Source organism: Ensifer sp. ENS03 (genome assembly GCF_014852035.1).
In the GTDB taxonomy this organism is placed as follows: domain Bacteria; phylum Pseudomonadota; class Alphaproteobacteria; order Rhizobiales; family Rhizobiaceae; genus Ensifer; species Ensifer adhaerens.
The window spans coordinates 285,107-300,005 of the sequence record NZ_JACVAV010000006.1 but is presented as its reverse complement, the minus strand read 5'-3'; the positions used below and the strand labels follow the sequence as shown (position 1 = coordinate 300,005).

10 protein-coding genes are annotated in these 14,899 nt (G+C 62.1%); 2 read left to right on the top strand and 8 right to left on the bottom strand.

Annotation, left to right across the window (positions count from 1 at the left end; translation table 11 throughout):
* Window positions 1–29: 29 nt before the first annotated feature.
* Window positions 30–1,655 (bottom strand): amidohydrolase, encoded by a 1,626-nt coding sequence (locus IB263_RS21750; RefSeq protein ID WP_060516619.1) that lies wholly within the window; start codon window positions 1,653–1,655, stop codon window positions 30–32.
* A 204-nt stretch (window positions 1,656–1,859) separates the two neighbouring features.
* Here IB263_RS21750 and IB263_RS21745 point away from each other — a divergent pair, with 204 nt between their 5' ends.
* Window positions 1,860–2,801, top strand: coding sequence for a LysR family transcriptional regulator (locus tag IB263_RS21745; RefSeq protein WP_034794728.1), 942 nt, complete (start codon window positions 1,860–1,862; stop codon window positions 2,799–2,801).
* Between the two features lie 54 nt (window positions 2,802–2,855).
* Here the strand turns inward: IB263_RS21745 and IB263_RS21740 are convergent, their stop codons facing one another.
* Window positions 2,856–5,306, bottom strand: coding sequence for an FAD-dependent oxidoreductase (locus IB263_RS21740; RefSeq protein ID WP_034794731.1), 2,451 nt, complete (start codon window positions 5,304–5,306; stop codon window positions 2,856–2,858).
* Between the two features lie 78 nt (window positions 5,307–5,384).
* Entirely contained in the window at window positions 5,385–6,176 is a 792-nt protein-coding gene (locus tag IB263_RS21735) for a DeoR/GlpR family DNA-binding transcription regulator (protein ID WP_090299829.1), read from the bottom strand.
* Between the two features lie 204 nt (window positions 6,177–6,380).
* Here IB263_RS21735 and IB263_RS21730 point away from each other — a divergent pair, with 204 nt between their 5' ends.
* On the top strand, window positions 6,381–7,418 hold the full coding sequence (locus IB263_RS21730; protein ID WP_060643676.1) for a GlxA family transcriptional regulator: 1,038 nt from the start codon (window positions 6,381–6,383) through the stop codon (window positions 7,416–7,418).
* A gap of 73 nt (window positions 7,419–7,491) precedes the next feature.
* Here IB263_RS21730 and IB263_RS21725 read toward each other — a convergent pair whose 3' ends face one another.
* The 5 genes from IB263_RS21725 to phnA all read right to left on the bottom strand — a co-directional run bounded on the left by IB263_RS21725 (window position 7,492) and on the right by phnA (window position 14,884).
* Window positions 7,492–9,501, bottom strand: a complete 2,010-nt coding sequence (locus IB263_RS21725) for a putative 2-aminoethylphosphonate ABC transporter permease subunit (RefSeq protein WP_034794741.1) — start codon at window positions 9,499–9,501, stop codon at window positions 7,492–7,494.
* Between the two features lie 2 nt (window positions 9,502–9,503).
* Entirely contained in the window at window positions 9,504–10,685 is a 1,182-nt protein-coding gene (locus tag IB263_RS21720; protein ID WP_060643691.1) for a putative 2-aminoethylphosphonate ABC transporter ATP-binding protein, read from the bottom strand.
* Between the two features lie 86 nt (window positions 10,686–10,771).
* Window positions 10,772–11,794, bottom strand: a complete 1,023-nt coding sequence (locus IB263_RS21715; protein WP_034794747.1) for a putative 2-aminoethylphosphonate ABC transporter substrate-binding protein — start codon at window positions 11,792–11,794, stop codon at window positions 10,772–10,774.
* 362 nt (window positions 11,795–12,156) lie between these two features.
* A complete protein-coding gene (phnY, locus tag IB263_RS21710; RefSeq protein ID WP_110819394.1) occupies window positions 12,157–13,611 on the bottom strand; it encodes a phosphonoacetaldehyde dehydrogenase in 1,455 nt (484 codons plus the stop codon).
* Window positions 13,612–13,621: 10 nt separating this feature from the next.
* Window positions 13,622–14,884: a phosphonoacetate hydrolase gene (gene phnA, locus IB263_RS21705; RefSeq protein ID WP_110819393.1), complete on the bottom strand. Its 1,263-nt coding sequence runs from the start codon at window positions 14,882–14,884 to the stop codon at window positions 13,622–13,624.
* Between the last annotated feature and the right edge of the window lie 15 nt (window positions 14,885–14,899).

Below are 14,899 nucleotides of genomic sequence, written 5' to 3'. Positions count from 1 at the left end.
GGCTTTGTGTTGATTGGTCTTTCAGGTCGTCAGCGTGCGTCGTGCACGACGCGGCCTGCAAGCAGGGTCATCAGGCAGCGTGTGCCTGAGAGAATGGTATCGGCCGGTGCCTCCAAGAGGTCGTTGTCGAAGACGGCGATGTCGGCCCATTGTCCCGGCACAAGCCTGCCCTTCACGTCTTCGGCCTTCTGAGAATAGGCGCCGTATTCCGTGTAGGCCTGCAACGCTTCCTCGCGGCTCAGCTTTTCCGCCTCCACCATCACGGTACCCTTGCCGGTCTTGCGCGTGATCATGGCGTGAAGGTTCGGGAAGGGATCGGGCGAGCAGACGGGCGAATCCGAGCCGGTCGAGGGCTTGAGACCCATGCGCATCCAGGTGCCGATCTGGTAGGAGGCCTTGCCCCGTTCCTCACCAAGCACGGAAACGTAGCTGTCGCCGAAATCGTGGATGAAGGCCATCTGCGGCGCCGGCAGGATGCCTGCCGCCTTCATGCGCCGATCTTGCTCCGGGCTCGAGAAGCCGCAATGCTCGATGCGATGGCGCCGATCCGGATCGGGATTACCGGCCAGCGCCTTTTCGTAGGCCGTGATCAGCTGCTCGATCGCACCGTCGCCGATGGCGTGGCAAGCCATCTGATAGCCCCGGTCGTGGCAGGATTTGACGATCGCCTCGACGTCGGCATCCGGCAGCATCTGTACGCCGATATTGTCGGGCTCACCAAGATAGGGCTTCGACATCCATGCGGTGCGCCCGCCGGCCGAGCCGTCGAGGAAGATCTTCACGGCCCCGACGCGCAACATGTCGTCGCCCGCACCGGAAATGAGCCCGGCACGCCAGGAATCCTCTACGATCGAGACGCCGGGATCGCCGAGCAGTGTCAGCCAGACGCGCACCGGCAGGCGGCCGGAAAGCTTGGCCATCTCATAAGCCTGGATTTCCGCAAAGCCGGCAAGTTGGCCGACCGCCGCATCCATGCAGCTCGTAATGCCGAGCGACAGAAGATAGCGCCCTGCCCGCTCGATGCCGTCGATCAACTCCTCCGTCGTCACCTCGGGAATAGCCGTCTTGATGAGGTTCTGCGCGTTTTCCGCCAGGAACCCGTTGAGGCGCCCGTCCGTGGTGCCGATTACGCCGCCGTCCGGCACCGGCGTCGCCTCGGTGACATCCGCCAGGCTCAGCGCCAGCGAATTCGCGATGGCCACATGGCCGCAGGCGCGCGTCAGCAGCACGGGATGATCCGGTACGGCGCGGTCGAGTTCCTCGCGGGTCGGATGCCGGCCGACATCGAGCTTGACCTGGTCATAGCCCCGTGCCCGCACCCATGCGCCCTTCGGCGTGACGGCCGCGCGTTCGGCAAGTTTCTCCATAAGGGCGGCAAGCGTCGGCGCAGCGGCAGGGGTCGCGTCGACCCAGCCCATGGTGATGCCGGTGGAGATCAGGTGAAGGTGATTGTCGATAAGACCGGGGCTGGCAAAACGGCCTTCGAGATCGATCACCTTGGTATGGGGCCCCTTGAGGCTCGCCATCTCGGCATCGCTGCCGGTGGCCAGAACCTTGCCCTGCCAAATGGCAACGGCCTCGCTGATCCCCTCCTCCCTGCCTCGCCAGATTCGGCCGTTGTGCAGAATAAGATCAGCGTGAAGCTGGAAGGCCATTAACAATCCCCCTTTTGTTATCAGCCTGATTTCGTGAGCCTCCTCGCTGCCTCGAAATCAGAACTGTTTGCCTTGGGCGCAACGTGGAAGGTTTGTCGGGGTTTGGCTAATTCGCTTTTAGCAAAGGCTGATGCAATATCGGCATAGCGATTTCTTTCCAACGACTTATGATCCCCTCAGCTGCAACGCAGGGGAGATCTGGGCATGGAGATCAAGTGGCTGGAGGACTTCGTGACCCTCGCCGACACGTGGAGTTTTTCGCGCGCTGCCGAGTTGCGCAACGTGACTCAGCCGGCGTTCAGCCGCCGCATCAAACAGTTGGAGCGTTGGCTCGGGGCAACGCTGATCAACCGCGCCACCATGCCGGCGGAACTGACGCCGGCAGGTCGCAATTTCCTGCCCATAGCGCAGGAGGCAATCCGAACCTTCTATGCAGCGCGCGAATCGCTACGCCCGTCTCACGAAGAAGGCCTCATCCGCTTTGCCGCGCTCCATACGCTGACGGTAACGATCTTCCCTGGCTGGCTCAAACTGCTCGAAAACGCAGGTGGCGCTTTCAGCACCTCGCTGATGCCCGACCGCGGCGGCATCGAGGCCAATCTTGACGCCCTCATCGGTGACGAGGCGGATTTCTTCCTGACTTATGCGCATTCGGAGGTGCCATTCCATCTCGACCGCGCACAATTCTCGTCGCTGACGATCGCCCATGATCGGCTGATCCCGCTCGCCGCCGCAAACGTCTCTATCCCCGATGGTACGCTACCGGGGCTGAATATTCTCGACCGGGCTGTGGCGCAGCCGCGGCTCGCTATTCCCTATCTGAGCTACGGGTTCAATTCGTTCTTCGGGGTCGCCCTTTCGCGTCTCATGCTGCGGCGCCCGCCCTTCCGGCGCCGCACGACGCATGAAAACACGATCAGTGCCGGGCTGATGAACATGGCGATGTCGGGTGCCGGCGTCTGCTGGTTGCCCGAAAGCCTTGCCCGTGACGCGATCGATGCCGGTGGCCTCGTACCCGCCTCTACGGATAAGGGCTGGAATCTCGACCTCGAAATTCGGCTTTACCGTCACGCCGCGACGCGCAGCCGCAGGGTCGAGGACCTCTGGCAAACGGCAAAGCTCTTGCTGGAACGCGAGCCCGCCTAGACGGGCTCGCGGGAAGATCAACACGCGCAATTCGTCGCATCGCGAAAAGATGATCTAAATCTTGACCCTCAGCGCACGCGGATCATATGCCGGTGCCAGATGCACCGTCGCGGCATAGCGAATGCCTGCAAGATCGATCTCGAAGCGCTCCCCCTCGAGGAACGTTTTGTCCACGCCTTCAGGGTTTTCAAGCAGGCCGAGTGCGACCGAACGCCCAAGCGTGTGACCGTAGGCGGCGGAGCGGACCTCGCCGACCGGTTTTCCCGCACGCAGGATCAGTTCGCCGCCCCAAAGCATGGGCAAGGGATCGTCCAGGGTAAACTGAACGATGCGGCGCGAGGGCAGGCCCTTGGTCTTTGCGGCCACGAGCGCATCGTGGCCGACAAAGCCGCCGGGTTTTCCCAGAGCAACCGCAAAGCCAAGACCAGCCTCGTAGGGGTTGATGTCGGGCGTCAGTTCCCGGCTCCAGGCGCGGTAGCCCTTCTCCAGCCGCAAAGCCTCAAGCGCATAGTAGCCGCAATCCGTCAGGCCGAAGGCGCGACCGACCTCGTGCAGCGCCTCGTAAACACCGACAGCGAATTCTGTCGGCACGATCAGTTCCCAGCCGAGTTCGCCGACATAGGTCATGCGGTTGGCAAAGGCCGTGGCGTAACCGATATCGATCTCGCGGATAGTCGCGAAGGGAAAGCCCTCGTTCGAGATATCCGCCGAGGTAAGCTTCGAGAGGATGTCGCGCGATTTCGGTCCCATCAGCGCCAGGACTGCATAGGACGACGTCACGTCGGTCAAAGTCACGTGGGCGTCCGCGGCAAGGTTCTTGCGGATCCAGTCCGCATCATGCACCGCTTGGGCCGAACCTGTGATCAGCATGAAGCGATCGGCCGCAAGTCGCATGACGGTCAGGTCGCTCTCGTAGCCGCCCCGCGCGTTCAAGAGTCCGGTATAGACAGAACGGCCGATCTCGCCGTCGATGTCGGCAGCGCAGATGCGGTTAAGCGCTGCTGCCGCATCCCGCCCCTGCACAAGCAGCTTGGCGAAGGAGGTCTGGTCGAAAATGCCGGCGGCCTCGCGCGTTGCCTTCATCTCGCGCTTGACCGCTTCATGCCAGTTCTGCCGACCGAAGGAATACTCGGTGACGGGGCGCTCGCCTTCCGCAGCAAACCAATTGGCCCGTTCCCATCCCATTTTCGAACCGAAGCACGCGCCCTTGGCGGCAAGCCGATCGTAGAGAGGCGAACGGCGGAAGGGGCGTGCCGTATCCAGCTCCCGGTTCGGCCAAGGCATCGCATAGTGCAGACCGAGCGTTTCCTTGACGCGATCGTGAAGCCAGCGCGGATTGTTGTTGAAGCCCGCGAAGCGACGGATATCGACCGGCCAAAGATCCATGGTCGGCGCGCGGTTTACGATCCACTCGGCAAGGGCTCGACCTGCCCCGCCGGCGCTGGCAATCCCCATGGAGTTGAAGCCTGCGCCGACAAAGAAGTTCTTCAGTTCGGGCGCCTCGCCGAGAATGAAATTGTTGTCCGGGGTAAAACTCTCCGGGCCGTTGTAAAACTTCTTCACCTCGGATGTTTCAAGCTGCGGCACGCGCTGCAGCGCATTGTGCATCAGGATTTCGAACTGATCCCAATCGTCAGGTAAGAGGGCGAACTCGAAATCGTCGGGAATGCCTGCCATGCCCCAGGGCTTGGCTTCCGGCTCGAAGCCACCCATGACGAGCCCGCCGACTTCCTCCTTGAAATAGATGTAGCCGTCCGGATCGCGCATGACCGGCAGGTCAGGATGTACGCCCTCGATGCGGCCGGTGACGATATACATGTGCTCGGCCGAGTGCAGCGGCACGGTGACGCCGCACATCTGGCCGACCTTGCGTGCCCATTGACCGGCACAGTTGACGACGATCTCTGCGGCAATGGCCCCCCGATCGGTTTCGACGCCGGTGACGACGCCGTTTTTGGTCGAAATGCCTGTGACCCGGACGCGCTCGATCACGCGGGCGCCGCGATTGCGGGCGCCTTTGGCGAGCGACTGCGTGAGGTCTGTTGGATTGGCCTTGCCGTCGCCCGGCAGCCAGACGGCGCCGACGAGATCGTCGATCGCCATGACCGGCCAGAGCTCCTGCGCTTGCTTCGGCGAGATCACCTCGATCGCGACGCCTTGGGCGCGAGCAGAGGCCGCCGTGCGCTTCAACACGGTCATGCGGTCTTGCGTGCGGGCAACCGAGAGCGAGCCGCAATTCTTCCAGCCCGTGGCAAGGCCGGTCTCGGACTCAAGCTCGCTATAGAGCTTGGTCGAATATTTGATGAGGCCCGTCATGTTGGCGTGGCTACGCAACTGACCGACGAGACCGGCCGCATGCCAGGTGGTGCCGCCGCTTAACTGCCCCTGCTCCAGCAAAACGACGTCGTTCCAGCCGAGCTTGGTTAAGTGATAGGCGACCGAGCAACCTATAATACCGCCGCCGACGATGACGACCTGTGCCTGTGTTGGAAATTCCTGCGCCATGAAACGACCTCCCGAACCCATGGAAGGCCGCACGGTAACAAAACGCGGACAAAGAACAAGACAAAAAGTTACAAAAGATTACATTTGTTGTTCTGCAACGACCAGGGCTGGACCTTTGCGCTCGAGCGCCTCGCGGATCGCCTCCGGCGGATGTCGATCAACAATCACTCCGGCGGCGGCTTCGAAGCGGGGAATGCGAAGCGGCGTCAGCCGTCCGAACTTGGAACTGTCGAGTACGAAATAGGCTTTGGCCGCCGTTGCCACCATGCGCGAGCGCTGCTCGGCGCCGCTGCGGGTAAAGTCGGTCACCTCTCCATCGGGCGACAGGCCCCCGCCGCCTAAGAACGCGACGTCGACGCGGAAATGGCTGATCGCCTCGAGCGCATCGATACCGATGGCCGCTTCTTCATCCGGATCGATCTCGCCGCCGAGCATATGAACGCGCACCTGGGGCTGTCGGCACATCAGCAAGGCGATCGATAGCGAAGTCGTGCAAATCGTTAAGTTTTTTCGCCCAGTCAGGGCATGGGCCACAGCAAGCGTCGTCGTGCCGGAATCAAGGAAGAGCACCATGCCGTCGCGCACGAGACCTGCTGCTGCACGACCGATCAGCGCTTTTGGCCCGGCATTCTCCTCCCGCCGCTCGACGAAGGCCGCTTCCGTCGGCTCGAACAGGGTGGCGCCGCCATGGACAAGATCGAGCTGGCCGCGATCGGCAAGAAGCTTCAGATCGCGCCTGATGGTCTGACGCGAAACATCGAAGAAATCCGCAAGCTCGGTGATACCAACGGTACCGTCGGCTGCAAGCCGCCTGAGGATCTCGCCGTGACGGCGTGGAGCAAGAGCGCGGGCGTTTTGTTGTTCTGACATGTGACTATCTGTGTCCATTTTTGTCCATTTGACAAGCTGCAACGGCTGTCCACGCCGCAGCGCACGCGTAGTGGCCCCTCACCCGCACGGATTTCGAGCGGATTTCTTCGGATCCTCGTTTTAACGGGATTGGCAACGGTCCAATATGTTGCATAATGTAACTATTCTTTCCGCGCACCACTTCGACGCCCTCAGGAAGAGACAATGCAACAGCCATGTACGCAGGCTCGCCACTTCACCTTCTACCTGCTCGATGGATTTACCCTCCATGGCTTCTCCGCGGCGATCGAAGCGCTACGCCTCGCCAATGACGTGGCCGGCCGCCCGGTATACGGGTGGCACCTTGTAGCGGCGGATGGCGCACCCGCCGTTTCATCCTGCGGCACGGGCATTCCGGTAGCGGCGCCGCTCTCGGCCGAACGCAACCGGTTTGGCCGCGATGCAGATCCGGGCTTCATCGTCATCTGTGGCGGCCGCAAGAAGCCATCGGCCGACAGGGCCCTGGAGGCCTGGCTGCGATCAGGCGCTCGCAGCAACGCGCGCCTCGCCGGGCTTGGCGGCGGCGTCTACTGCCTAGCGCGCGCGGGGCTGCTCGATGAGCGTCGCTGCGCCGTTCACTGGGAACACTTTCCAGACTTCTCCGAGCGGTTCTTCATCGCGGACCCGCGCCAGACCGCCTTTGAGATCGACGGCGGGATCTATACCTGCGCCGGCGGCAACGCGCCCTTCGACATGTTCCTGCACATCATCGAAGAGGACCTTGGTCGGGACGTGGCCACCCGTATCTGCGAGGCGGCACTCTGCGAGCGGCTGCGTGAGACCGGCGAGCGCCAGCGATTACCGTTGCAGGCACGTCTCGGCATCGACAACCCTCTATTGATCCGTGTCATCGAAAAGATGGAGGCAAATCTTGCCGAGCCATTGAAGCTCGCCGACATGTGGCCCTCGACCGGACTTTCCCGGCGCCAGATCGAGCGCCTGTTTCGAAGAGAAATGGGGCGCACGCCGGCGCGCTACTATCTCGACCTCAGGCTCGAGCGCGCTCACCTGCTGCTCATAACCTCGTCGCTTCAGGTCATCGAAATCGCGGTCGCCTGCGGCTTTTCCACCGCCTCGCACTTTTCCCGCACCTACCGCGAACGCTACGGCCTTACGCCGCAGCGTTCGCGTCTCAACGAGATGGAGCGCCTGCGCGCAGGAAACGACCGCAAAGTGGTGATGGCGGAGCTCCAGGTGGCGTAGAGTGACGCGGACAAAAGCGCCGCCGTCCTTCAGAACGAAGGACGGCGGCGCTTTGCGAAGGGCTGGTTGCGGGTTAGCGCCAAGCCTGGGTGCGCGCGAGCAGACCGCGCGCGATCAGCGCGTGGACAAGTTTGGCCGCAACATTAGTGTAAAAGATCATCATGCCCATGGCCGCGGCCGGCGCTATATCGCCGGCGTCGTCCATGTTTAGCACGGCGACTGACGCGAGCTTGGTGTCGGTCGAGTAGAGAAACACCACCGCCGAGACGGTCGTCATCGCATTGACGAAGAGATAGATAGCGATGTTGAGGATCGCCGGCAGGCAGACCGGCACCGTGACCCGAAAGAACAGCCGGTGGAAGGGCTGTTTCAGCGACGCGGCGACGGATTCGAACTCCGGGTCCATCTGCTTCAGCGCCGTCAGCGCGGTCAGGTGCGCGACGGTATAAAAGTGCGTCACGGTCGAGACGACGAGGATCGTCATCGTGCCGTAGATCGGGTGCAGCGGATTGGCCGGGTTGTTGAAGAAGAAGATATAGGCAAGGCCGAGCACCATGCCGGGCACCGCCATCGGCATCATCGCCAGGAAGTGAAAGAGGCCACGGCCGAAGCGGAAGCCATCGGCCTTCTCCACCATGTAGGCGCCGGCAAAGACGACGATCGAACCGAAGAGTGCCGTCAAAAGCGCGAGCCGGATCGAGTTGCCATAGGCGGCCCAGCCGCCACCGTCCATCAGGTCGAAGGCAAAATTCTTGGCTGTCAGCGTCAGGTCATAGGGCCAGAACTTCACAACCGCTGCGATCTGGCACATGGCGATCATGCCGAGGATGAAGAGGCTGACGAAGCAGGCAAAGGTGAAGCACAGACCGTCCATGCGGGCATTGGGCTTCGGCTGATAGGGCACGGCGCGCGCCGACAGAAGCGCTACCTGCCGCTTCTGCATGTGCCGGTCGACGTAAAAGGCAAGCACCGCCGGCACCAGCAGGATGACGGAAACGACCGCGCCCATCTCGAAGTTCTGCTGGCCGATCACCTGCTTGTAAATGTCGACGGCGAGCATGCCGTATTGTCCGCCGATCACCTTGGGCAGGCCAAAATCGGTGATGACAAGCGTGAAGACGACGAAGGCCGCAGAGACGATGCCGAAGCGCGCGCCGGGCACCGTGACGGTCGTGAAGGTCCGCCATTTGCTGGCTTTGAGCGATGCGGCCGCCTCATAGTGGCGAGCATCGGCAATCGAGAGCGCCGTCAGGATGATCAGGAAGGCATGCGGCAGGGTGAAGAAAACAGAGCCGATGACGATGCCGATCGGCCCGTAGATCGAATAGCCAAAAAGCCAATCCCTGAAGATGCCCTGATTGCCGAAGAGATAGACGAGTGCAATGCCCGGCAAGAGTGACGGCACCAGGATCGGGATCGTCAGGATGCCGCGGAAAAGCCCTTTGAGCGGCATGCAGCTGCGCGTCAGGCCGTAGGCAAGCGCAAAGGCGACCGAGATCGTGAACACCGTGCTGATCACCGCCATCAGCACGGAATTGTAGATCGACTGCGCAAGCGCCGGCGTCGAGAAATAGGTCGTGAAGTTCGTAAAACCCAGAGCGCGCGCGGGTCGCAGCACGACGCGCCGGAAGGTACCGGAATCATAGTCCCGCCACTCAGTCCCCTTTTCGAGGGTGGAGCCGACCAGGAAGGCGGCATCGTCGTTCGTGCCGCGAATACGGTAGTGAACGGGGCTGCGGAACTTGAAATCCGGGAATAATTTTGTGGCCGCGAGCCGTCCGTCGGAACTGCTGGAAAGCTCGGCTTCCGTCACCGCCCCGAGTTCCCGGTTCAGGTCTTCGGCGGTGACGACCGGCCCCCAGTTCGCCCCCGTCTCGTCGCTCACCTGGAACTCGAAAGCCGAAAGCTCGAACCGGTAGGTCGACAGCGACTTCGACAGCATGACGAAGAGCGGCGCGCCAAGCGCGACGACCAGATATAGCCCGATGACCGCCATGAAGCCGAGCTTGATGCGGTCGTCTTTGGAGGATTCCTGGCGCAGCCGCTTGCCGATCAGGGGAAGGTGGGGTGCTTCCAGAACCATGTTCATCGTCCAGCCCCCCTCGGATAGAGCAGCAGGCGTTCGCGCGGGATCTCCACCTGGATGGCGCCGCCGGTTTCGATCCGGAGGCGTCTCACCGCGTTGACGGAGAAGTCGGCAACCAGCGTGCGCTCGCCGAGACGCGGGGCCGTCAGGCGCGTGCGCCAGAACATGCCGAGGAACTCCATCTCGCGCACCTCGGCATCGATCAGGTTCTGCGGTGTGGCCGGCCGGTCGCTGGCGTTGACGGCATGGGCATCGGCTCCGTGGGGAATGATGTCGACCGGGCGGACGACCGCCGTTGCCGCATGGCCGGCGGAAAAATCCTCCGTCGAACAGCAAAAGGCGGAGTGGCCGATCTCGACTTCGTCATCTCCAAGAACCCGGGCTTCGAACTGATTGGTCTCGCCGATGAAGTCGGCGACGAACAGCGTTTCGGGATGACGGTAGATTTCGGTCGGCGAGCCGACCTGCTCGATGACGCCGTGGTTCATGACGACGATCCGGTCGGCCATGGCGAGGGCCTCCTCCTGGTCGTGCGTCACCATGATGGTCGTCACACCGAGCTTTCTCTGCAGCGCCTTGATCTCATGGCGAAGGTGCACGCGAACCTTGGCGTCGAGTGCCGACAGCGGCTCGTCGAGCAACAATAGCCCCGGCGAGATGGCGATGGCGCGGGCAAGCGCGATGCGCTGTTGCTGGCCACCGGAAAGCTGGGCCGGATACTTCTTGCCGTGCGCCGAAAGGCCGACCGTTTCCAAGAGTTCGGCGACCCGGGATGCGACCCCCGCCTTCGATCGGCCGGTGTTTTCCAGGCCAAAGGCGATGTTCTGCTCGATCGTCAGATTGGGAAAGAGCGCATAAGACTGGAAGACGATGCCATAGTCGCGGCTAGAAGCCGGCAGCGTCGAGATATTGCGGCCGTCTTGCAGGATGGTGCCTTGCGTCTGCAGGTCGAGACCGGCGATGGCTCGCAGCAACGTCGTCTTGCCGCAGCCGGACGGGCCGAGAAAACAGACGAACTCGCCCCTGGCAATCGACAGCGAAATGTCGCGAAGCGCGACGAAATCGCCATAGGTCTTCCAGAGATCCGAGATCTGCAAGTAGGGGGCCGGCTCCGCGGCCGCGTCATCGGCGAAGTGCTGACGGCTGGTGGGCGTCGGTTCGATCGACAGGGCATGCCTCATCTGCAAGCTCCGCTGGCTTGAGGGATTTTCTTTCCGAGAAATGCGATGGGGCGCAGCGCGAAGGCGCTGCGCCCGGCCGATCAGGCTCAGCTCTTCGGTTCAGACTTGGCGTCGTAACGCTTCTGCCATTCCTTGAGGATGTCAGAGCGGTTGTTTGCGGCCCACTCGAAGTCGTTGACGATCATCCGGGAAGCGATGTCGTCGGGCAGGTGCTCGACCTGCTTGGCGACGCCCGGATAGGCAACGACGGCATAGCCGGCATTGTACATTTCGTTCGCTTCCTTGGTGACCGACCAGTCGACGAGCGTCTTTGCGGCTTCGAGGTTTGCCGTGCCAGCGATGATTGCGGTTGCCTCGGCCTCCCAGCCCGAACCCTCGGCGGGGAAGATGATGTCGATCGGTGCACCGGCACTCTTGGCCTTGGCGCCCGGAAACTCGAAGGACACGCCGATGACGGCTTCACCGGCGCCTGCCATCTTGCACGGCTTGGAGCCGGAATGGGTGTAGGCGGAGATGTTCTCGTGGAGCTTGTCCATGTAGTCCCAGGCCTTCTCCTCGCCCCACATCTGCATCCAGCCGGAGACGTCGAGGAAACCGGTGCCCGAGGATGCCGGGTTCGGCATCACCACGTGGCCCTTGTATTCGGGGTTCGTCAGGTCTTTCCAACTCGTCGGCGGCTTGAGGCCGAGCTTTTCGCCCTCGACCGTGTTGTAGCAAAGAGCCGCGACATAGGCGTCCATGCCGACCCAGCTCGGCGGCGTGTCCTTGTCGACGAATTTCGGGTCGAGCGTCTCGACGCCCTTGGGCTGGTAAGGTTCCAGCATGCCTTCGGTCTTCAAGAGAAGCAGCGAGGTTGCAGCGAGCCCCCAGACGACATCGGCCTGCGGATTGTCCTTTTCTGCAAGCAGCTTGGCGGTCATGACGCCTGTGGAATCGCGCACCCAGTTGATCTTGATGTCCGGGTGGGCCTTTTCGAAGGTCGCCTTGTAGCGGTCGAGGTCGACGGCTTCGACGGCGGTGTAGACGGTGAGCTGCGTTTCAGCGGCAGCGATGGCAGGAAGCACAGCGGAAACGGCGCCGGCAAGCACAAAGAGCATGCGTCTGTTCATGATTGAAGTTCTCCTCTGAGGTCCTGGTAAAACCGGGGAAGCGCGGCGGACAATCTTGTCGTTGCCCTGTTGTGATCGGCTTCGGGAAACATTCTGCGCAGCGGTTTCCTGTAAGTAAAATTTATTATTCTTATCGATTAGAAGAAAAAAACTATGGATGTTCTGCCGCAGAACTGGGCATGGAAACCGCGCTTGACCAAGGCGGCGGCAGGTTTCGATACGATTTCGCACAATCTGCCGGATGAAGGAGCAGATCTAAGATTGCGCGTCGCGCAGAGCCCCGCGACGCTGCGGGAGCAAATAAAAAGGGAGCCGCCATGGCGGCTCCCAGAGGGGTGAATCAGCGGGGGAAACGCTTGAGATCACCATGGCAAGGAGAATGTCTTGACGTTGGTAAAGCTCTTCATCGCCTCGATGACGCCTTCCTTGTAGCCGTTGCCGGAATCCTTGATGCCGCCGAAGGGGCTCATCTCGATCCGGTAACCCGGCACTTCCCAGATGTTGACCGTGCCGACCTTCAGCCCGGCGATGTATTTCTGCATTCGCCGGAAGTCATTGGTGCAGACGCCGGAAGAAAGGCCGAAGGCGGTTGAGTTCGAGAGCGCGATCAGCGCGTCGTCATCATCGGGCGCGCGCACGATCGGTATGATCGGCGCGAAGGTTTCTTCCATCACCAGTTCGCTCGAATGCTTAACGCGGTCGACAACGATTGGCGGCAAGAGGGCGCCCTTACGGCCGGGATCGTAGAGGATCTCCGCCCCTTCTTCCGCTGCCCGGTGCACCCGCCGCTCGAAGACTTCCGCCGCCTTGGCATGGACGACCGTGCCAAGGTCCGTCGCCCGGTCCATCGGATCGCCGAACCTCAGCTTTTTCGCTCGCTCGAGCACCAGCGGCACGAAGCGGTCGGCAACGCTCTCCTGGCAGAGGATGCGTTTCACAGCGGTGCAACGCTGGCCGGAGTTCTTCGTCGCGCCGGCAACGGCCAGATCCGCGGCTCTTGCGAGATCGTCGTCCGACAGATCGTTGAGGATGATCAGCGGGTCGTTGCCGCCGAGCTCCAGGATCTGCCGCTTGTAGTGGGCGTGGGCCGCGATCAGCTTGCCGACTGGAACGCTGCCGGTAAAGGTGATGAGGTCGAAGTTCGGATTGGTGATCATCTCCATGCCAATATCGGCGGGCCAGCCGGTCACGACCGAGAGCATTTCCGGCGGCAGGCCGGCCTCATAGAGAATGTCGGCGAAGATAAGCGCCGTCATCGGCGTCAGTTCTGTCGGCTTGAGCACAACGCAATTGTTCGTCGCAACCGCCGGCGCGACCTTGTGTGCCACCATGTTGAGCGGATGGTTGAACGGCGTGATCGCCGAAATGGCGTTGAGCGGTTCGCGCGTGGTGAAGATCTTGCGCGCCTTGCCGTGTGGTGTGAGGTCGCAGGAGAAGATCTCGCCGTCGTCATGAATGCACATCTGGCCCGAGAGCGTCAGCACGTCGAAGGCGCGGCCGACCTCGTAGAGCGAGTCCTGCTTGGAGATCCCGAGCTCCAGCGTGATCAGATCAGAGATCTCCTCCTTGCGGGCAACGAGCAGATCCGCGGTCTTGAGCAGAATGCGCTGACGCTCGTAACGCGTCAGCTTCGGCTGGTAGGCGGCCGCGATCTCGAAGGCCTTGCGCGCATGCTCGGCGCTGCCCGCAGGCACCGTGCCGATCACCGCATCGTTGAAAGGGTAGCGCACCTCGATGCGCCCTTCGGTATCGACTGTCTTGCCGGCGATCCGCATGGGCTCGTGGCGAATTGAAAATGCTGTTTCCACCTTGGTCATCGCTCCCTCCCTAGTTCGTTGTCTGGGCGGCTGCGACGAGCGCGTAGTAGAACGCATCGAAATTGCGCAACGACGCGGATGTCAGCAATTCGGGCAGTTTGCGGTTGGCGATGAAAGGCACCGCCTGTTCGGTCAGGCCGCCATGCGAGCGCAGCGGTTCGTTCAGCGCCGCCAGATCATGGCGATGTTCGCTGGTGCCGAGCGTCTTGTTTTCCGAGGAGATCAGCACGAGATCGCCGATCCGATCGTCGGGCAGCTCGAAGCGTACGCAGGCTTCCGGGCGGGAGAGCACGACGTCGATGCCTTCGATCGCCTGCAGCCGCTCGATGATCTCCTCCTTGTCCGCGCTTTCGGGCAGATAGGCCGTGGCAAACGAGCCGAGCGCGCCGTGATGCACGACATAGGGGTCGGTGATCGGCAGGATGACGCGCGCGGCGTCCTTGCCGAGCCATTGGTCTAGCAGGTCCTGCACGTAGATGACATCCGGCGAACCGTCCGCCTTGTGCTTCGGCTTCATGCCGTGGTCGGCCGTGACGATGATGGCCGCGCCGAGCGCGTCGAGTTCGGTCAGATACTTGTCGAACATCTCATAGAAGGCGTTCGCCTGGGGTACGCCCGGCGCATATTTGTGCTGCACATAGTCGGTGGTCGTCAGGTACATGACATCCGGCCGAAATTCCTTGAGCAGCTTGACGCCGGCGGCAAAGACGAATTCGGAGAGATCGGCCGAATAGACTTCCGGTACGGCGCGACCGAGCCAGGCCGAGGCATTGTCGAGGCCGTTTTCCGCCTCGGTCGTCTTGTCCGCCTTTTCAGACGAGAAGCAGATGGCCCTGCCCTCGTCATACTTCAGCCCGTGGCCGAGCAGCGCCCTGAGCTTGTCCTTCGCCGTCACCACGGCGACCTTCGCACCCGCATCGTAGAAAGCCTTGAAGATGGTCGGGGCGCGCAGGAAGCGTGGATCGTTCATCATCACTTCGTTACCCGTCTGCGGTTCGTAGAGATAGTTGCCGCAGATGCCGTGGATCGCCGGCGGCCGGCCGGTGGCGATGGAAAGGTTGTTCGGATTGGTGAAGCTCGGGATAACGCTGAGCGCGGTGCGCTCCGTCCCGGTCTTGCGGATGCGCTCGAGCGTCGGCATCAGCCCGGCCTTGATGGCTTCGTCGAGATAGGCCGGCTCGCAGCCGTCGAGGCAGATGGCGATGGCCGGGACATTCGGCCAGGGATAGGTGCGACGGTTGGCGGTAACGGTGATCTTGGACATCTTGTTCATCGTAATTTCCTCAGT